The following is an 18,277-nucleotide window of genomic DNA, read 5'->3' as shown; positions in this document are numbered from 1 at the left end:
TGGCTGATGTCTTCTATTGGCCCGCAAGCGTTCATCCCCGCGCCAGGTGCTTTGTAGAATGAACCCCACAGTCAAGCCACCACCTTCGTGGTGTCGGAGGTTCTCATGCGTTATCTGCTTATCGCCGTGCTGGGCCTGTTCAGCACACTTGCCTTCGCCCAGGGCGAAACCCCGGTACCCACTGTGAGTGCCAACACCCCCGCCAGCGAGGCGTACGACTATTCCCAGGACCTGGACATCGCCAAGGTGGTGCGCGTCAGTACCGAATCCTCCACAGAGTGCGGGCCGGTCAAGGGTCATATGGTCTACATCGACAGCCACGGCGTGCGTCATGAACTGGACTACATGCGCCTGGGCGATGCCTGCCAGCACGGTTGAGCGCAAACCATTCGTCGGGCTCGGCCGGCATCGATTACAACTATCCGGCAGCTGAAAATCACTAATCCATAGAACCCGTTGTGATCTATGGAGATTGAGATGACTGACTACCCACGCCCACCTTTCGCCAGCCAGGCCCAATCCGTTCCCGGTTCGCAGAAGAAGATGGACCCCTATCCCGACTGCGGCGAGAAGAGCTACACCGGCTCCGGCCGCCTGGCCAACAAGATCGCCCTGATCACCGGCGCCGACAGCGGTATCGGCCGCGCCGTGGCGATTGCCTTTGCCCGCGAAGGTGCCGATGTGGCCATCGCCTACCTGGACGAACACGAGGACGCGAAGGAAACCGCACGCTGGGTTGAAGAAGCCGGCCGCCAATGCCTGCTGCTGCCCGGCGACCTCGCGCAAAAAGCCAACTGCCAGGCGATTGTCGACCAGACCGTCGAGCAGTTCGGGCGGATCGACGTGCTGGTCAATAACGCCGCATTCCAGATGACCCACGAGACCCTCGAAGAGATACCCGACGAGGAATGGGTCAAGACCTTCGATATCAACATCACCGCGATGTTTCGCATCTGCAAGGCGGCGCTGCCGCATATGAAGGCCGGCGGGTCGATCATCAATACCAGCTCGGTGAATTCCGATATGCCCAAGCCAACGTTGCTGGCATACGCCGCCACCAAGGGCGCGATTGCGAACTTTACCGGTGGCCTGGCACAACTGCTGGGCAGCAAGGGCATCCGCGTGAACAGCGTGGCGCCGGGGCCGATCTGGACGCCATTGATTGTCTCGACGATGCCGGACGAAGACGTGAACAGCTTCGGCAGCGAGACACCGCTGGGCCGCCCCGGCCAGCCGGTGGAAGTGGCACCGATCTATGTGTTGCTGGCGTCGGATGAGGCGAGTTACATCTCGGGCTCGCGGTATGCGGTGACGGGTGGCAAGCCGATTCTCTAGGGTCGGATGCAAATCCAATGTGGGAGCGGGCTTGCTCGCGAAGGCGGAGTGTCAGGCAATGCACCTGTGACTGAACCACCGCCTTCGCGAGCAAGCCCGCTCCCACATTGGGTGCTCGGTCAGCCCGGAGATCGTGTCGGGTCAGCCTTGCGCGGATAGGTTCTTTCCTCCTGAATCCGCCCATCCATGCTGTGAATCCTCAGCGACGCCGTCTTGTCGCTGAGAAACTCTTTCGCCAACTCAACGATCGCCTCCTTGGTCTCTGCCGTTTTCGACGGCCGTGCCGAGCCCTGCTTGGTCAACGCCCAACCGGTGCCGGTCTTGTTGATGTTGTAGGTATCCATGGTCTGCTCCTTCGACTGAATAAACACGGCACGCGGCAAAACCCGCGCCCTACTATTGCGAGCGCGGCTGCCGGGCAGAGTTCAAGGCAGTTGGCGGGCCAGGTTACGGGCGGCCCTACAGGTCAAACCGATCCACGGCCCTGCGCCGCTCATTGTCGTCGCGCACATCGTAGGTGGCGGTGGTCTGGATATTGGTGTGGTGCGCCAGCTTCTGGGCGATCGACAGGTCGTACTCTTCAATGACCCGCGTGATAAACGAACGGCGGAAATCATGGGGCATGATTTTTACGCCGACCTGTTCCCCACGCTGGCGGGCGATGTAGTAAATCGCGTGTTTGGTGATGCGCTCGCGGGTGATATGGCTGCCCCGGCGAATCCGGTTGAACAGGAAACCGTCGTCCTGTTCCCCCGGTTTCAGCTGGCTGCGGCGAAACTCCAGCCATGCCTCCAGCTTGGCAAAGGCCCAGGCCGGTGCGTACTTGATCAATTGCTTGTTGCCCTTGCCGGTAACCTGCAGGCTGCGCTCGTCAAAGTTGACCTGGCCCAGCTCGATGTTCACCGATTCCGACTTGCGCATGCCCGAGCCATACAGGATCCCGATCACCGCCGCATCCCGCAGGCCCTGGGGGCGCGGATCGGCGGCGCAGACTTCCATCAACTCACGAATCAGCGTACGCCGCAGGTTGCGGCCCTGGCTCAGGCGGGTGCCGGCCATGGCCTTGACCGAGCGCATCTTCAGCAGGTGGTCCTGGCTGATCAGGCTCATGCGCCAGGCTTCGTTCATCACCCCGCGCACGGCGTTGACGTACAGCGATGAGGTGTTCGGCGCATACCCGTCTTCCCGCAGCACCGCCACCAGGGCCATGACGTGTTCGGGCTGCAGCAGGTGCCAGTCGATGTCTTCGAGGTTGATGTCTTCAAAACCCAGGCGGTCGGCGGCGTCCTGCAGCACGTAGCGCATGGTCAGCTGGCTGGAGGGCGCCAGGCGGGTGAGATAGAGGGTCAGCGGGTTGCGGGTAGACTCAGTCAAGGTAGATCAGCCTTTGGATTAAATATGTCGACTAACCATCTGTTTAATCGACATATTTAGTGAATTGGCGAGCGCCGAGTCTAGCGCAGGTCAATCCCCGGGGCTATTCCTGATCGTCTTCCGCCGGGGCTGGCGTCTGCTGCTGGCTCCAGTCGGTGTCCTGCTTCTGCATCAAGGCAAACCAGTGCTGGCGCATGAACTCCAGGTACGGTTTGGGCGCCTTGGCAAAATCTTCTTCGTCGCCGTAACAGCCAGGAAGCGGCAGCTCGGTACCCTGCTCCTTGTACTGGCTGACCAGCGCCTGTTGGGCGGCGATGCTGCAATCCTTGGGCAACGGCATGCCCTGCAGGGCGCCGGCGTCTTCATCCCACCAGCTGGCGCCATAGCGGTCGATGCCACGCAGGCGGTACTTCTGCGACTTGCCGATGTGCATGATCAGCTTGAAATCATTGGGGCTGACGTCACTGGTGCAGGTGCGGCTATACCCCACGGTGACCTGGCTGATGCCATCGCCCAGCAGGTCGGTGACCCGGGTGGCGTCGCTATTGAAGTGCGCGCCGGCATCGAACTCGCAATGCTGCACGTCGTCGTAGAGCATCCACAGGCGCTTGGGCCGGTCACCGTCGAGCAGGTACTGGGCGGCGTAGACAAAGGCCGACTGCGCACCGTCGTCGTCGCGTTCGCTGACTTGCTCTGCGAGTACCAACAGGTTCTTGCCCTGTTTGTCGCTCCAGACGAAGGCGCCGACCTGTTTACCCCGCACTTCTACGCCATCGGGCACCTGGTCGATGGACGTCAGTGCCACGCCGTCATCGGCCCGCACACTCGTGGCCCAGGCCACCGTCATCAACAACACCATCAACATTGGCCGTAAACGCTGCACGCTATTCATCCGACTGCCCTGGCAAGAGATGGCTTACTTTACCGGCACTTGCGTGGCATTGCAGAGAAGATTCTTCAGGAACCTGCCCGCGTGAAGAAAAAGGCTACCGCCCCTTCTCCCCTCATCGGCACGGCGTTGTCCGTGCTTCTGCTGTTTACCTGAACCCTAGCTGTCTACCTGCCAAAAAAACGACTTTTTCATCTGCGTTTCATATTCGTTGAACATTTTTGCGCTTAATCTTGGCGGCACGACTTGAGAACGAACCGTACTTTGCAGGTTAACTCGTTGATTCCGCTTTACCTTTGAGCATTTTAGTCTTTACTCACGTATGCCATGGAAGACCCACTGTGACCTGTCAGGACTGTCGAATGAATGCCACAAATCAACGCTATCTTTGATCGGATGCCCGGCATCCGAGGCTGACGATAACTGCTGTCTTTACGCTCCAAGTTGCTCTAACCCCCGAGGTAATGAATCTTTGAAACCCTATCCAATTCATTGCGTGTCGATCGTTATCCCGGTCTACAACGAACAAGAAAGCCTGCCTGAACTGCTGCGCCGCACCATGGCGGCCTGCAAACAACTGGCTTACGAATACGAAATCATCCTGGTGGACGACGGCAGCCGCGACAACTCCGCGCAATTGCTGGAAGACGCCGCCGCGCTCGAAGGCAGCAACGTGGTGGCGGTGATCCTCAACCGCAACTACGGCCAGCACGCCGCAATCATGGCCGGCTTCGAGCATTGCCGGGGCGACGTGGTGATCACCCTGGACGCCGACCTGCAAAACCCGCCGGAAGAAATCCCGCGTTTGGTCGAACAGGCCGCCCTGGGCTACGACGTGGTTGCCACCGTGCGCAACAACCGCCAGGACTCGGCCTTTCGCCGCTGGCCGTCGCGCCTGATCAACCTCGCCGTGCAACGCTCCACCGGCGTGGCCATGAGCGACTACGGCTGCATGCTGCGTGCTTATCGCCGCACCATCGTCGACGCCATGCTGGCCTGCCGCGAGCGCAGCACCTTTATCCCGATCCTGGCCAACAGCTTTGCGCGCCACACCACGGAAATCCTGGTGCATCACGCCGAGCGTGAACACGGCGAGTCCAAATACAGCCCGATGCGCCTGATCAGCCTGATGTTCGACCTGCTGACCTGCATGACCACCACGCCATTGCGCCTGTTGAGCATCGTCGGTTTCAGCCTGGCGGCCCTGGGCATGCTCTTCGCCTTTGCACTGATCGTGCTGCGTCTCGCTTTCGGCTCCGGCTGGGCTGGCGACGGCATGTTCGTGCTGTTCGCCGTATTGTTCGTGTTCACCGGTGGCCAGTTCATCGGCATGGGCCTCCTGGGTGAATACCTGGGCCGCATGTACAGCGATGTGCGGGCCCGCCCACGGTTCTTTATCGAAAAAGTGCTGCGCAACCAACCGGCAGCACCGGCCGAGACCTTTACGGTCGACGGCCTGACGTCCTCCCACACCTCTACTTCTCCTTCCGATCAGGTTTCGTCATGAATTCAAAAGCTGTTGTCTTCGCTTACCACGATATTGGCTGTGCTGGCATTGAAGCCCTGCTCAATGCGGGTTACGAAATTGCTGCCGTGTTCACCCATGCCGATGATCCCAAGGAAAACAATTTCTACGGTTCCGTCGCCCAGCTGTGCGCCCGCAATGGCATCCCGGTACACGCCCCGGAAGACGCCAACCACCCGCTGTGGATCGAGCGCATCGCCAAGCTGAACCCGGACTACATCTTCTCGTTCTACTATCGCAACCTGCTGAGCGAAGCCCTGCTGGCCACCGCCAAGAAAGGCGCGTTCAACCTGCACGGCTCCCTGCTGCCTAAGTACCGTGGCCGCGCACCGGCCAACTGGGTGCTGGTGAACGGCGAAACCGAAACCGGCGTGACCCTGCACCGCATGGTCAAGCGTGCCGATGCCGGCGCGATCCTGGCCCAGCAGAAAGTCGTGATCGAGCGCACCGACACCGGCCTGACCCTGCACGCCAAACTGCGTGACGCCGCCACCAACCTGCTGCGCGATGCCCTGCCGCAACTGGCTCAAGGCAAGCTGACCGAAACCGCCCAGGACGAAAGCAAGGCCACCTACTTCGGTCGTCGCACCGCCGCAGACGGCAAACTGGATTGGAAAAAACCGGCTGAAGAGCTGTTCAACCTGGTTCGCGCCGTTACCCAACCATACCCGGGTGCCTTCTGCGCCGTGGGCGAGCACAAGCTGATCGTCTGGAGCGCCGAAGTCGTCAAGGGCAACGAAGGCCTGGCGCCAGGCCGAGTGATCAGCGTCAACCCGCTGCGCATCGCCTGCGGTGAAGACTCCCTGGTAGTCAAGTTCGGCCAGCGCAACGAAAACGGCCTGTACCTGGCCGGCCCGTCCCTGGCGGATGAACTGGGCCTGGTGGACGGTTCCGTACTGCGCGGCGCCGAGTCCGGCCGCAAGCCCCGTCGTACCCGCGTGCTGATCCTGGGTGTGAACGGTTTCATCGGTAACCACCTGTCCGAGCGCCTGCTGCGTGACGACCGTTACGAAATCTACGGCCTGGACATCGGCTCCGACGCCATCGAGCGCCTGCGCAGTCACCCGAACTTCCACTACGTGGAAGGCGACATCAGCATCCACTCCGAGTGGATCGAGTACCACATCAAGAAGTGCGACGTGGTCCTGCCGCTGGTGGCCATCGCCACCCCGATCGAATACACCCGCAACCCGCTGCGCGTATTTGAACTGGACTTCGAAGAGAACCTGAAACTGGTTCGCTACTGCGTGAAGTACAACAAGCGCGTGATCTTCCCGTCGACCTCCGAAGTGTATGGCATGTGCCAGGACCAGTACTTCGACGAAGACACCTCCAACCTGGTGGTGGGCCCGGTCAACAAGCAGCGCTGGATCTACTCGGTCTCCAAGCAACTGCTGGACCGCGTGATCTGGGCCTACGGCGACAAGGGCCTGAAGTTCACCCTGTTCCGTCCATTCAACTGGATGGGCCCGCGCCTCGACCGCCTGGATTCGGCCCGTATCGGCAGCTCCCGCGCCATCACCCAGTTGATCCTGAACCTGGTGGAAGGCACGCCGATCCGTCTGTTCGACGGTGGCGAGCAGAAGCGTTGCTTCACTGACATCGCCGACGGTATCGAAGCCCTGGCGCGCATCATTGATAACGACAACGACAACTGCAACGGCCAGATCATCAACATCGGCAACCCGGAAAACGAAGCCAGCATCCGTCAGCTGGGAGAAGAACTGCTGCGTCAGTTCGAAGCTCACCCGCTGCGCAGCAACTTCCCTCCGTTTGCCGGTTTCCGCGACGTAGAGAGCAAGGCGTTCTACGGCACCGGTTACCAGGACGTGGCGCACCGCAAGCCAAGCATCGACAACGCCAAGCGCCTGCTGAACTGGGAGCCTACCGTGGAGATGAGCGAAACCATCGGCAACACTCTGGATTTCTTCCTGCGTGAAGCCATGCTCGAAATCGCGGACAAGCGTTGATGCAAGCGGGTCTACGCATCGACGTCGACACTTACCGAGGCACCCGTGAAGGGGTGCCAAGGTTGTTGGAGTCGCTTGATGAAGCCGGGGTCAAGGCGACCTTCTTCTTCAGCGTCGGGCCGGACAACATGGGGCGCCACTTGTGGCGCCTGATCCGCCCGCAGTTCCTGTGGAAGATGCTGCGCTCCAACGCGGCCGGTTTGTACGGCTGGGACATTTTGCTGGCCGGCACCGCCTGGCCGGGCAAACCCATTGGCCGCGACCTGGGGCACCTGATGCGCCAGGCCAAGGCCGCCGGGCATGAAGTCGGGCTGCACGCCTGGGATCATCACGGCTGGCAAGCCAACACCGGGCGCTGGAGCGATGCACAGCTGATCGAGCAGATTCGCCGTGGCGTCGACACCTTGAGCGACATCCTCGGTGAACCCATCGACTGCTCAGCCGCCGCCGGCTGGCGTGCCGATGAGCGCGTGGTGCAAGCCAAGCAACAGTTCAATTTCCGCTACAACAGCGATTGCCGTGGTACCAGCCTGTTCCGGCCAACCCTGGCGGATGGCAGTGCCGGCACGCCACAAATTCCGGTGGACATGCCGACCTTCGACGAAGTCGTGGGCCCGGTGGTGGCCGCCAAGGATTTCAATAGCTACATCCTCGACCGCTTCAAGCCGTCGAAGCTCAACGTCTATACGATCCACGCAGAAGTAGAAGGGATTCTGATGGCCAATGATTTTCGCCAGTTGCTCGCCCAGGCAGGGCAGCGCGGCATCGCGTTCAAACCGTTGGGCGACCTGTTGCCCGCCGACCTCACCACCCTGCCCCAGCAACAGCTGGTGCGTGGTGCGTTGAGCGGCCGTGAAGGCTGGCTCGGAGTGCAAAAGGCATGATCCGGCGCTGGGCCCTGCCCCTGCTCCTGCTGGCCTTCGGGGTGTTCTACCTGATCCCGTTGGCCACCCACGGGCTGTGGATTCCCGACGAAACCCGCTATGCACAGATCAGCCAGGAAATGCTGCTGACCGGCAAATGGGCCTCGCCACACTTCATGGGGATTCGCTACTTCGAGAAACCGGCGGCCGGTTACTGGATGATCGCGCTGGGCCAGGCGATTTTCGGGCAGAACCTGTTCGGCGTGCGTTTTGCCTCGGCCTTGAGCACTGGCTTGAGCATCCTGCTGGTGTATTTCGTGGCCCGGCGTTTGTGGAACGACCCGCGCAAGAGCCTGGTCAGCGCCGTGCTGTACATGAGTTTTGTCAGCGTCGCGTTCCTGGCGGGCTATGCCAACCTCGACCCGCAGTTTACCTTCTGGGTCAACCTGACCGGGGCGGCGCTGTGGTTCTGCTTCGATAGCACCACCACCCGCGGCCGGCTGTGGTCGTGGGCCTTGCTCGGGTTCGCCTGCGGCATGGGGTTCATGACCAAGGGTTTCCTTGCCTGGTTGCTGCCGGTGCTGATCGCCCTGCCCTACGTGCTCTGGCAAAAACGCATTCGTGAACTGCTCACCTATGGCCTGGTGGCCGTGGTGGTGGCGATTGTCGTGAGCCTGCCCTGGGCGCTGATGGTGCATGCCCAGGAACCGGACTACTGGAATTTCTTCTTCTGGCACGAGCACATCCAGCGCTTTGCCGGCGACGACGCCCAGCACTCCGAGCCCTTCTGGTATTACCTGCCGCTGATGGTTGCGTTCACCCTGCCGTGGATGGCGTTGCTGCCGTCCACCGTGAAGCAGGCATGGCTGGAAAAACGCAACAGCAAGGTCGCCTTCCTGCTGCTGTGGCTACTGATGCCGCTGGCGTTCTTCAGCCTGGCCAAGGGCAAGCTGCCGTCGTACATCATGCCGTGCCTGCTGCCACTGGCGCTGCTGATGGGGCATACCCTCGCCGACAAACTGGCCCAGGCCCGTGGCCGCGTACTGCGCATCAACGGCTGGGTGAATCTGGTCATTGGCGTATTGGCGTTGCTGGCCCTGACCTGGTTCCAGCTGAAAAAACCGGTGTACGAGCACGGCCAGGAAACACTCAGCCTGGTGCTGGTGTTCATCTTCCTGTTCGGCTGGATCATCGCCAACCTGCTGCAAGCCGCCCGCCCGTTGCACATGTGGGCCGCACCGGTGATGGGCAGCTGGTTGCTGGTGGCGCTGGTGCCGGCCGCGTTGCCGCACTCGGTGGTTTATAACAAGACCCCCGACCAGTTCATCATCGACCACCTCCAGGAGCTGCAGCCGACCACTGCATTGCTGAGCAACGACCTCGGCGCCGCATCGGCCTTGTCATGGCGCCTGCAGCGTCCTGAAGTGATGCTCTACAACACCGTTGGCGAAGTGAAATACGGCATCGCCTTCCCGGACACCGCTTACCGCAAGATCGATGCCGCCAGCGTCCAGCAATGGATGAGCGAGGCGCGCAAGCAAGGCTCGGTGGGCGTGGTGATGCGGGTCAAGGGTGACGACGAGCGCCAGGAAGTGGACCTGCTGCCCAAAGACGGCAAGCGTTACGAGCAGGGCAATATCGTGATTCTGATCTTCCCGCAGAGCGCGCCATGACCACTCTGCTGCTGTTGTTAGGTGCCTGCCTGCTGACCTGCATGGGCCAGGTGTCCCAGAAGTTTGCCGTGGAAGGCTGGCGTGACCAGCCCGACGGTTGGGCCCCGAAGCTGCGCTCGCCGTGGCTGTGGTCGGCGCTGGTGTGCCTGGGCCTGGGTTTGCTGGTGTGGCTGCTGGTGTTGCAACGCCTGGAAGTCGGTATCGCCTACCCGATGCTGAGCCTCAACTTTGTATTGGTCACCCTGGTGGCGCGCTTTGTGTTCCATGAACACATCGATGGTCGCCACTGGTTCGGCGTGCTGCTGGTGATTGCCGGTGTGGTGCTGCTGGGGCGCCAGGTATGAGTCGCGCTCGCGGTTTTGCCCTGGCCCTGGGCAGCGTGGCACTGGTCAGCGGTGCGCAGTTGGGCATGCGCTGGAGCATGACGCGCCTGCCACTGCCTGCTGAATGGCTGACAGCACTCAACACGGGTGCCATCGACCTCGGCGCACTGGGCGTGGTGATCCTGGCGATCATCGCCTATGCCCTGTCGATGCTCTGCTGGCTCGGCGCGCTCAAAGACCTGCCGCTGGGCCGCGCCTATTCGCTGCTCAGCATCAGCTACGCATTGGTCTACCTGCTGGCCGCCAGCCTGCCGGTGTTCAACGAACATTTTTCGCTTTCAAAAACTGCGGGAGTGGCCTTGGTCATTCTCGGAGTCCTGACTATCAACTCTCGTCGTGCTAGCACCACAAGTCCCAGGAATGCCCCATGAAAATCAGTGTATTTGGTAGCGGTTACGTCGGTCTCGTACAGGCCACCGTGTTGGCCGAAGTCGGCCACGATGTCATCTGCATGGACGTTGACGAGAAAAAGGTCAAGTTGCTGCAACAGGGCCATGTGAGCATTTTCGAGCCGGGCCTGGCGGCCATGGTCAAGGAAAACCTCGAAGGCGGACGCCTGACGTTTACCTATGACGAAAAACTCGCGGTCGAACACGGCGAAGTGCTGTTCATCGCCGTGGGTACCCCTTCGGACGAAGACGGCTCGGCCGACCTGAAATACGTGCTGTCCGTGGGCGATGCAGTGGCTCGCCACCGTATCGACCCGGTGATCCTCGTGGAAAAATCCACCGTACCTGTAGGCACTGGCGACACTTTGCGTGCGCACATGGAAAAAGCCCTGCGCATTGCCGGCCGCCACCTGGAGTTCGATATCGTCTCCAACCCGGAATTCCTCAAGGAAGGCTCGGCCGTTGCCGACTGCCGCCGCCCGGACCGGATCGTCATCGGCTGCGAACGTGAGGAAGTGCGCGAGGTGATGCGTGAGTTGTATGCACCGTTCAACCGCAACCACGACCGCATCATCTTCATGGACCTGCGCAGCGCCGAACTGACCAAGTACGCCGCCAACTGCATGCTGGCAACCAAGATCAGCTTTATCAACCAGATCGCCGAACTGGCCGAACACCTGGGCGCCGACATCGAAGCCGTGCGCCTGGGCATTGGTGCCGACTCGCGTATCGGCTACCACTTCATCTACCCAGGTTGCGGTTATGGCGGCTCGTGTTTCCCCAAGGACATGCGCGCCCTGATCCACAGCGCCAAGGCCGCCAACTGCTCCAGCGACCTGCTGGAAGCCGTGGAAGCCATCAACCAGCGCCAGAAGAGCAAGCTGTTCGAGCGCGCCAACGCGTTCTTCAAGGGCGACCTGCGTGGCAAGACCTTCGCCTTGTGGGGCCTGGCGTTCAAGCCCAACACCGACGACATGCGCGATGCGCCAAGCCGGGTGCTGATGGAAGCGTTGTGGGCCGCCGGCGCCAATGTACGTGCGTTTGACCCGGAAGCCATGCAGGAAACCCAGCGCATCTACGGTGATGACCCGCGCCTGATGCTGATGGGCACCCCGGAATCCACCCTGAGTGGCTCTGACGCCTTGATCATCTGCACCGAATGGCAACAGTTCAAGGCACCGGATTTCGACCTGATCCAGCAACGCCTGAAAACCCCGGTGATCTTCGACGGCCGCAACCTGTACGACGGCGAACGCCTGGCGCGCAAAGGCATCCAGTACTTCCCGATGGGCCGTGGCGATTCCTGCAATTTGCCGATCCCCCAGCAAAACTGGGTGCCTCAGGCCGAGGAAGCCTAAGACGTGGACAAAGTTCATCCGCCCCTGCTCAGCCCGACGATCCGCCGACACTCATGGGTGCTGGGGCTGCTGGCACTGGCCCTGTTTATCGCAGGCAACTGGAACCAGGCAATCATCGGCTTTGATTCGCGCTTCGTGCTGTTCGCCCAGGAGATGCTGCGCCATGGGCCGGGGTTCTTCCCGACGACGTACGGGCAACCTTATGCCGATTACCTGGCCACCTCGACGCTGATGACCTGGCTGCTGTCCCTGCCCCTGGGGCAGGTCACCAGCCTGACGGCCTGGCTGCCCACGGCCATCGCTTCGGCGCTGCTCGTGGTGCTGGTCTACCGGCTGACGGCGCCCTACTCCCGGCGCTGGGCGCTGCTGAGCATCGCGGTGATGCTGCTCAGCAGCACCTTCATCAGCGAAACCCGCGCGGTGTCCCTCGACCAGATGTTGGCTGCCGTGGCCCTGGCGGTGTTTTACCTGGGTTATGCCCATGACCACTTCGGCGCCGCCAAGCGCCTGCACTGGCTGTTTGCGCTGCTGATCCTGGGGTTTGCAATCCGTGGACCGATTGGCCTGGTCATTCCCACCGGCATGCTGTGCAGCTATTACCTGATCAACCGGCAATGGCGCCAGCTGTTCAGTTTCGGCCTGCTGGCGTTGGCGTTACTGGCGGCGTGCGTGGGCCTGCTGTTGCTGCTGGCCAAGCTCAGTGGCGGTGAAACGTTCATGCAGGACGTAATCCGCATGCAGTTCCTGGGTCGCATGGATGGCACCGAAGGCTCCGGCAGCGCGCTGTATTATTTCAGCAGTTCGCTGGGCAACTACGCACCGGCGTATCCGCTGGCAATACTCGCGCTGGTTGCGATTGTCGCCGGTGGCCGGGAGGACAAGGGCCCGGCGCTGAAGCTGGTGTTGTACTGCCTCGCTGCAGGCTTGATCGTGATGATCGGCTTGTCTGTGCCCCAAGCAAAAAAAGCGCGCTATGTGCTGCCGATGCTGCCCCTGGCGGCAATCATCGCCGCGTACCCGTTCCAGGTGTCGCGAGGCAGACTGTTCGCCGGGCTGCGCTGGCTGATGCTGGGGTTGTGGACGGTCATTCCGGGGCTGCTGATCGCAGGCTTGTTCGTGGCGCGTCACCGCTTCCCCGAGCAGATTGGCAGCCTCAATCCGGTGTTCGGGATCCTGATCGCGATCCAGGTGCTGGCACTGGGCTTGCTGTTCAACCGGCGGCTTCGCTACGTGGGCCCGGCCTTCGCCGCGGTATTGGCGGTGTGGCTGGCGTATATCGTGATGGTCGAGCCGCTGGAGCGCCGGTTGTATGACACGCGCACCTTTACCCTCCAGGCCCATGCGCTGACCCAGCAACAACCGGCGCCGCTGGTATTGCACGCACTCGGCAAGGACGCAAAAGCCATCAAGTTCATGGTCAACCTCGATTGCGACCGGGTGCCGTTGTTTACCCAGTTGCCTGCCGACCTGGCGCCGATCCAGGCTCCTGCATGGCTGATCATGAGCCAGTCGGACTATGAAGCGTTGAGCGACCCGCGTTTTCGTTCACTGCAGCCGGTACTGACCGGCCAGTTCGACAAGAACCCCTACGTACTGCTGCATTTGATCAAACCCGCACAACCTTGATACAGGGCGCGGGATAAGCGGAACCAACCGCTTATCCCGCGCCAGTACATTCAGTAGTTATAAATCCAAGTGTATGTAAGAAACTTCTTTGCCCCTTCAACTTCGAAACTTTTAGCGTAGCAACTATCGAGAAACATCCTACGCATCTATACGCTGCTACCGATAAGACGCCCTCTTCCCGCCCCTAGCCCTCGACTGTAGACTCGCCTGCCAAGCGAGTTAATTATTTAATACCTTTTAACTATTTTCAGAAGTTCCAAAGGTGCGGTGTAAGGCATTCCTGTTACTTTCGAAAGAAACTCGACGAACGTAGCAGCAAGCCATCAATCAAGACATGCCCCGCTTAAACGAACAGTCGAAATAACAATAAAGACGTTTTAAACAGCATTCAGCGCTGCCGTTTATTTCATTTAGAGGAATGTTTTGTGTCCGACCGTCGATTGCCCGACCCCTCAACCTCTGACGCTGTCGCGCCTTTGTCCCGCGACAGAGTCAATGCGGGTTACATCCCGCTGCCAAAACTGGATCGGCTCATGGAACTGCGTGATGCACTGGTGGTGCTCAAGGGGCCATTGGCCAACAATCCATCGCTGCGGGAAAATGTACAAAACCTGCTGATCAACGAGGAAACCGATGACCGTGTGCTGGGCAAGATCAGCAACCCCATGCCACCGCCAACCCGCCTGATACCGTTTGGCTGACACGTTTTACTGCAAAAATACTGCACTTGACCTGCATTAATATGCATTGGCAGCAGTCTTCATCGATTGGCACACTGCGCAGGTTCCTCCCCCAAATGCAGGAACTTCTTTAAAGGGCTTTTCCGGGAAACCAGGCAAGCCTTTTTTTTCGCCCGCTTTTCACGGATCGTCTGTCAATGCTCGCTCGCTGGTTACCCGCTGCCATCAATACCCGCCCTGCCGAATGGAGTCGTGCCGCCATCGGCATGGCCCTGGGCACACTGTTCAGCGTCTGGGTGTGCGCCCAGGTGTTCGGCACCGAGGTGGCCCTGCACCTGATAGGCCCGCTGGGAGCCTCGGCGGTGCTGCTGTTTGCCGTATCCTCCGGCGCGCTGGCCCAGCCCTGGTCGATCATCGGCAGCTACCTGTGTGCCGGGATCGTTGCGCTGCTGGTGGCCCGGGTATTGGGCCGAACGCTGGGCAGCGCATGCCTGGCTGCCGGGATGACCGTGATCCTGATCTGCTGGCTGCGCTGCCTGCATCCACCGGCGGGCGGCCTGGCCATGAGCCTGGTGCTGGCTGACCCCGCCTCGATTGCCATGGGCTGGCACGAACTTGCCGCAGTCATGCTGGGCGCCACGGCCTTGTTGGCCTGCGCGCTGGCCTACAACAACGCCACGCGCACGCGTTACCCCAAGGGCACCCGCGAACCGGCTGCGCCGATCTTTATGCCAATCGCCACCGAAAACCCCGGGATCAGCGCCGAGGACCTCAAGCAGGCCCTCGCCGAGCGCGAGCAGTTCCTGGACGTTACCCCGCAGGAACTGGAAGAGCTGATCCAGGCCAGCGAGCGGTATGCCCGGCGGCGCACCATCGGCGCGGTTTTCCAGCACCAGGGCCAGCCTCCTCCATAAGGCAAAAATGCAAAAACGACCTGCATGATTCCGACTTGTACTGGGCAAATTTGCACTGGTACGATCGCGAGATGGTTCGCCCGCGAACATCTTGATAAAGAACAATAAAAGCAGGGAGTTAGAGATGACTGCTCAGGTTTCATCCGAGGCAAGCAGCGCCGGGATTGTGCAAGACGAGGTCCTGGCGCACGTACGCAACCATATTGGCCACCTGACCCTCAATCGCCCCGCAGGCCTTAACGCCCTCACCCTGGACATGGTCCGCAGCCTCAGCCGGCATTTGCAGGCGTGGGCGGACGATCCCCAGGTGCATGCCGTGGTGTTGCGCGGTGCCGGTGAAAAAGCCTTCTGCGCCGGCGGCGACATTCGCTCGCTGTACGACAGCTTCAAGAGCGGCGACACCCTCCACGAAGACTTCTTCGTCGAGGAATACGCCCTCGACCTCGCCATTCACAACTATCGCAAACCGGTCCTGGCACTGATGGACGGCTTCGTCCTTGGCGGTGGCATGGGCCTGGTGCAAGGCGCCGACCTGCGGGTGGTCACCGACCGCAGCCGCCTGGCAATGCCCGAGGTGGCGATCGGGTATTTCCCTGACGTGGGCGGCAGCTATTTCCTGCCGCGCATTTCCGGGGAACTGGGGATCTACCTCGGGGTGACCGGCGTGCAGATTCGTGCCGCCGACGCCCTGTATTGCGGCCTGGCGGACTGGTACCTCGACAGCACCCGGCTCGCCGACCTCGACCAGCGCCTGGACCGCCTGGAATGGCACGATTCTCCCCTCAAGGACCTGCAAGGCCTGCTGGCCAGCCTCGCGGTGCAACAATTGCCCGACGCCCCTCTGGCGGCGCTACGCCCAGCCATCGATCACTTCTTTGCCTTGCCGGACGTGCCGAGCATCGTTGAGCAATTGCAGCAAGTCACCGTCGCCGACAGCCATGACTGGGCATTGACCACCGCCAGCCTGATGCAGACGCGCTCCCCTCTGGCCATGGCCGTGACCCTGCAGATGCTGCGTCGCGGGCGCCACCTGCCGCTGGAGCAGTGCTTTGCCCTGGAACTGCACCTGGACCGCCAATGGTTTGCCCGTGGCGACCTGATCGAAGGCGTCCGCGCCCTGCTGATCGACAAGGACAAAACCCCTCGCTGGAACCCTCCAACCCTGCAGGCGTTGGAGGCTGATCATGTCGAAAGCTTCTTCCGCGACTTCGACAAGAACGGGAACTAAATCATGCAAGATATTGAATTTACAGAAGAACAAGTGATGATCCGCGACATGGCGCGGGACTTTGCCCGTGGCGAAATCGCCCCCCACGCCCAGGCTTGGGAAAAGGCCGGCTGGATCGACGATGCCCTGGTCGCCAAGATGGGCGAGTTGGGTTTGCTGGGCATGGTGGTGCCTGAAGAATGGGGCGGCACCTACGTCGACTACGTGGCCTACGCCCTGGCAGTGGAAGAGATTTCCGCTGGCGACGGCGCTACCGGCGCACTGATGAGTATCCATAATTCAGTGGGTTGCGGGCCAATCCTCAACTACGGCTCACAAGCACAAAAGGAAACCTGGCTGGCGGAACTGGCCAGCGGCCAGGCCATCGGTTGCTTCTGCCTTACCGAACCCCAGGCCGGTTCCGAAGCGCACAACCTGCGCACCCGTGCCGAACTGCGGGACGGCCAGTGGGTGATCAACGGCGCCAAGCAGTTTGTCAGCAACGGCAAGCGCGCCAAGCTGGCGATCGTATTTGCAGTGACCGACCCGGAGCTGGGCAAGAAAGGCATCTCGGCGTTCCTGGTGCCGACCAACACCCCGGGCTTCGCGGTGGACCGTACCGAACACAAGATGGGCATTCGTGCCTCCGACACCTGTGCCGTCACCCTCAACCAGTGCACCGTACCGGAAGCCAACCTGCTGGGTGAACGCGGCAAGGGCCTGGCCATCGCCCTGTCCAACCTCGAAGGCGGACGCATCGGGATTGCCGCCCAGGCGCTGGGTATCGCCCGTGCCGCCTTTGAGGCCGCGCTGGCCTATGCCCGTGACCGGGTGCAGTTCGACAAGGCGATCATCGAGCACCAGAGCGTGGCCAACTTGCTGGCCGACATGCAAACCCGCCTGAATGCGGCGCGCCTGCTGATCCTGCATGCCGCCCGATTGCGCAGTGCGGGCAAGCCATGCCTGTCGGAGGCCTCCCAGGCCAAGCTGTTTGCCTCGGAAATGGCCGAGAAGGTGTGCTCTTCAGCCATGCAGATTCATGGGGGTTATGGCTATCTGGAGGACTACCCGGTGGAGCGTTACTACCGGGATGCGCGGATTACCCAGATTTACGAGGGCACCAGCGAGATTCAGCGGATGGTGATTGCCAGAGAATTGAAAAACTACCAGCTGTAACAGGTATTTCGCATAACCCATGTGGGAGCGGGCTTGCTCGCGAAGGCGGTGGATCAGTCAATACATCGGGTGACTGTAACACCGCCCTCGCGAGCAAGCCTGCTCCCACATTTTTTGATCTTCAGCGTTTCAGGACAGTGTTTACTTGTCCTTGAACTCCGGCGCACGCTTGGCCACAAACGCCGCCATGCCTTCCTTCTGATCCAGTGTGGCAAACGCCGCGTGGAACACCCGGCGCTCAAAGCGCACGCCTTCGGACAGGCTCACTTCAAACGCGCGGTTCACGCTTTCCTTGACCATCATGCTGATGGGCACCGACTTGCCGGCGATCAGGGTCGCGACCTTCAATGCTTCGTCCAACAGCTCATCCGCCGGCACGATGCGCGCGACGATCCCGCAGCGTTCGGCTTCCACCGCATCGATAAAGCGCCCGGTCAGGCACATTTCCATGGCCTTGGCCTTGCCCACGGCGCGGGTCAGGCGCTGGGTGCCGCCCATGCCCGGCAGCACGCCGAGGTTGATTTCCGGCTGGCCAAACTTGGCGTTGTCACCCGCCAGGATGAAGTCGCACATCAAGGCCAGTTCACAGCCGCCACCCAGGGCAAACCCGTTGACCGCCGCGATGATCGGCTTGCGGCGGTTGGCCACGCGATCGCTGTCGCTGAACAGGTCGTCGAGGTAGATCTGCGGATAGGTCAGCTCGGCCATTTCCTTGATGTCGGCACCGGCGGCAAAGGCTTTTTTCGAGCCGGTTAGCACGATGCAGCCGATTTCCGGGTTGGCTTCCAGGCTGTCCAGCGCCTGGTTCAGCTCGCTGACCAGCTGCGCGTTCAGGGCGTTCAGCGCTTGCGGGCGATTGAGGGTGATCAGCCCGACCCGGCCCTGCACGTCCAGCAAAATGCTTTCGTAACTCAT

The 18,277-nt window shown here is 61.2% G+C and carries 18 protein-coding genes; 14 read left to right on the top strand and 4 right to left on the bottom strand.

Translation table 11 applies throughout. From position 1 onward, the window contains the following. Positions 1-105 precede the first annotated feature (105 nt). Both V6607_RS16325 and V6607_RS16320 read left to right on the top strand, forming a co-directional pair. Positions 106-378 carry a DUF2790 domain-containing protein gene (locus tag V6607_RS16325; protein WP_102369062.1) on the top strand — a complete coding sequence of 91 codons (273 nt, stop codon included), beginning with the start codon at positions 106-108 and terminating at the stop codon, positions 376-378. 99 nt (positions 379-477) lie between these two features. Beyond that, positions 478-1,335: an SDR family oxidoreductase gene (locus V6607_RS16320; protein WP_003217640.1), complete on the top strand. Its 858-nt coding sequence runs from the start codon at positions 478-480 to the stop codon at positions 1,333-1,335. 119 nt (positions 1,336-1,454) lie between these two features. Here V6607_RS16320 and V6607_RS16315 read toward each other — a convergent pair whose 3' ends face one another. The 3 genes from V6607_RS16315 to V6607_RS16305 form a co-directional block, all read right to left on the bottom strand. Next, positions 1,455-1,679, bottom strand: coding sequence for a DUF2188 domain-containing protein (locus V6607_RS16315; RefSeq protein WP_003217639.1), 225 nt, complete (start codon positions 1,677-1,679; stop codon positions 1,455-1,457). 115 nt (positions 1,680-1,794) lie between these two features. Beyond that, positions 1,795-2,709, bottom strand: coding sequence for a site-specific integrase (locus V6607_RS16310; protein ID WP_008433427.1), 915 nt, complete (start codon positions 2,707-2,709; stop codon positions 1,795-1,797). Positions 2,710-2,812: 103 nt separating this feature from the next. Continuing rightward, complete coding sequence (locus tag V6607_RS16305) at positions 2,813-3,601, bottom strand: hypothetical protein (protein WP_023658829.1); 789 nt, start codon at positions 3,599-3,601, stop codon at positions 2,813-2,815. A 469-nt stretch (positions 3,602-4,070) separates the two neighbouring features. Here V6607_RS16305 and arnC point away from each other — a divergent pair, with 469 nt between their 5' ends. The 12 genes from arnC to V6607_RS16245 all read left to right on the top strand — a co-directional run bounded on the left by arnC (position 4,071) and on the right by V6607_RS16245 (position 17,362). Continuing rightward, a complete protein-coding gene (gene arnC / locus V6607_RS16300) occupies positions 4,071-5,105 on the top strand; it encodes an undecaprenyl-phosphate 4-deoxy-4-formamido-L-arabinose transferase (RefSeq protein WP_008433430.1) in 1,035 nt (344 codons plus the stop codon). Continuing rightward, the gene (gene arnA / locus V6607_RS16295) at positions 5,102-7,093 is read left to right on the top strand and encodes a bifunctional UDP-4-amino-4-deoxy-L-arabinose formyltransferase/UDP-glucuronic acid oxidase ArnA (RefSeq protein WP_102604346.1); all 1,992 of its coding nucleotides are present in this window, start codon (positions 5,102-5,104) and stop codon (positions 7,091-7,093) included. The genes arnC and arnA overlap by 4 nt, the downstream gene beginning before the upstream one ends. Next, a complete protein-coding gene (arnD, locus tag V6607_RS16290) occupies positions 7,093-7,977 on the top strand; it encodes a 4-deoxy-4-formamido-L-arabinose-phosphoundecaprenol deformylase (RefSeq protein ID WP_023658828.1) in 885 nt (294 codons plus the stop codon). Before arnA ends, arnD begins: the two co-directional genes overlap by 1 nt. Then, on the top strand, positions 7,974-9,629 hold the full coding sequence (gene arnT, locus V6607_RS16285; RefSeq protein ID WP_023658827.1) for a lipid IV(A) 4-amino-4-deoxy-L-arabinosyltransferase: 1,656 nt from the start codon (positions 7,974-7,976) through the stop codon (positions 9,627-9,629). Before arnD ends, arnT begins: the two co-directional genes overlap by 4 nt. Next, positions 9,626-9,973: a 4-amino-4-deoxy-L-arabinose-phosphoundecaprenol flippase subunit ArnE gene (arnE, locus tag V6607_RS16280; protein WP_087693002.1), complete on the top strand. Its 348-nt coding sequence runs from the start codon at positions 9,626-9,628 to the stop codon at positions 9,971-9,973. The genes arnT and arnE overlap by 4 nt, the downstream gene beginning before the upstream one ends. Beyond that, the gene (arnF, locus tag V6607_RS16275) at positions 9,970-10,383 is read left to right on the top strand and encodes a 4-amino-4-deoxy-L-arabinose-phosphoundecaprenol flippase subunit ArnF (RefSeq protein WP_134326623.1); all 414 of its coding nucleotides are present in this window, start codon (positions 9,970-9,972) and stop codon (positions 10,381-10,383) included. The genes arnE and arnF overlap by 4 nt, the downstream gene beginning before the upstream one ends. Then, the gene (locus V6607_RS16270) at positions 10,380-11,759 is read left to right on the top strand and encodes a UDP-glucose/GDP-mannose dehydrogenase family protein (RefSeq protein ID WP_003217621.1); all 1,380 of its coding nucleotides are present in this window, start codon (positions 10,380-10,382) and stop codon (positions 11,757-11,759) included. The genes arnF and V6607_RS16270 overlap by 4 nt, the downstream gene beginning before the upstream one ends. 3 nt (positions 11,760-11,762) lie before the next feature. Further along, on the top strand, positions 11,763-13,385 hold the full coding sequence (locus tag V6607_RS16265) for a phospholipid carrier-dependent glycosyltransferase (RefSeq protein WP_134326622.1): 1,623 nt from the start codon (positions 11,763-11,765) through the stop codon (positions 13,383-13,385). A gap of 521 nt (positions 13,386-13,906) precedes the next feature. Then, positions 13,907-14,086 carry a type VI secretion system contractile sheath small subunit gene (locus tag V6607_RS16260; RefSeq protein WP_256344058.1) on the top strand — a complete coding sequence of 60 codons (180 nt, stop codon included), beginning with the start codon at positions 13,907-13,909 and terminating at the stop codon, positions 14,084-14,086. A gap of 176 nt (positions 14,087-14,262) precedes the next feature. Further along, on the top strand, positions 14,263-14,979 hold the full coding sequence (locus tag V6607_RS16255) for an HPP family protein (RefSeq protein WP_102369056.1): 717 nt from the start codon (positions 14,263-14,265) through the stop codon (positions 14,977-14,979). Between the two features lie 124 nt (positions 14,980-15,103). Beyond that, positions 15,104-16,207, top strand: a complete 1,104-nt coding sequence (locus V6607_RS16250) for an enoyl-CoA hydratase/isomerase family protein (protein ID WP_008433451.1) — start codon at positions 15,104-15,106, stop codon at positions 16,205-16,207. Between the two features lie 3 nt (positions 16,208-16,210). Then, positions 16,211-17,362, top strand: a complete 1,152-nt coding sequence (locus tag V6607_RS16245; RefSeq protein WP_134326621.1) for an acyl-CoA dehydrogenase family protein — start codon at positions 16,211-16,213, stop codon at positions 17,360-17,362. Between the two features lie 141 nt (positions 17,363-17,503). On the opposite strand, the gene V6607_RS16240 is transcribed toward V6607_RS16245, so the two are convergent. After that, positions 17,504-18,277: an enoyl-CoA hydratase gene (locus tag V6607_RS16240; protein WP_003217608.1), complete on the bottom strand. Its 774-nt coding sequence runs from the start codon at positions 18,275-18,277 to the stop codon at positions 17,504-17,506.

Source organism: Pseudomonas sp. KK18 (assembly GCF_037094675.1).
Classification (GTDB): domain Bacteria; phylum Pseudomonadota; class Gammaproteobacteria; order Pseudomonadales; family Pseudomonadaceae; genus Aquipseudomonas.
This window is presented reverse-complemented; position numbering and strand designations above follow the sequence as displayed.

Bases quoted from the DNA above. Each gene is read 5' to 3' on its own strand.
- V6607_RS16270 (WP_003217621.1), top strand. From the start codon at position 10,380: ATGAAAATCAGTGTATTTGGTAGCGGTTACGTCGGTCTCGTACAGGCC.
- arnT (WP_023658827.1), top strand. From the start codon at position 7,974: ATGATCCGGCGCTGGGCCCTGCCCCTGCTCCTGCTGGCCTTCGGGGTG.
- V6607_RS16305 (WP_023658829.1), bottom strand. From the start codon at position 3,601: ATGAATAGCGTGCAGCGTTTACGGCCAATGTTGATGGTGTTGTTGATG.
- V6607_RS16240 (WP_003217608.1), bottom strand. From the start codon at position 18,277: ATGAGTTACGAAAGCATTTTGCTGGACGTGCAGGGCCGGGTCGGGCTG.
- arnA (WP_102604346.1), top strand. From the start codon at position 5,102: ATGAATTCAAAAGCTGTTGTCTTCGCTTACCACGATATTGGCTGTGCT.
- arnF (WP_134326623.1), top strand. From the start codon at position 9,970: ATGAGTCGCGCTCGCGGTTTTGCCCTGGCCCTGGGCAGCGTGGCACTG.
- V6607_RS16245 (WP_134326621.1), top strand. From the start codon at position 16,211: ATGCAAGATATTGAATTTACAGAAGAACAAGTGATGATCCGCGACATG.
- V6607_RS16250 (WP_008433451.1), top strand. From the start codon at position 15,104: ATGACTGCTCAGGTTTCATCCGAGGCAAGCAGCGCCGGGATTGTGCAA.
- arnD (WP_023658828.1), top strand. From the start codon at position 7,093: ATGCAAGCGGGTCTACGCATCGACGTCGACACTTACCGAGGCACCCGT.
- V6607_RS16320 (WP_003217640.1), top strand. From the start codon at position 478: ATGACTGACTACCCACGCCCACCTTTCGCCAGCCAGGCCCAATCCGTT.
- V6607_RS16255 (WP_102369056.1), top strand. From the start codon at position 14,263: ATGCTCGCTCGCTGGTTACCCGCTGCCATCAATACCCGCCCTGCCGAA.
- arnE (WP_087693002.1), top strand. From the start codon at position 9,626: ATGACCACTCTGCTGCTGTTGTTAGGTGCCTGCCTGCTGACCTGCATG.
- V6607_RS16325 (WP_102369062.1), top strand. From the start codon at position 106: ATGCGTTATCTGCTTATCGCCGTGCTGGGCCTGTTCAGCACACTTGCC.
- V6607_RS16315 (WP_003217639.1), bottom strand. From the start codon at position 1,679: ATGGATACCTACAACATCAACAAGACCGGCACCGGTTGGGCGTTGACC.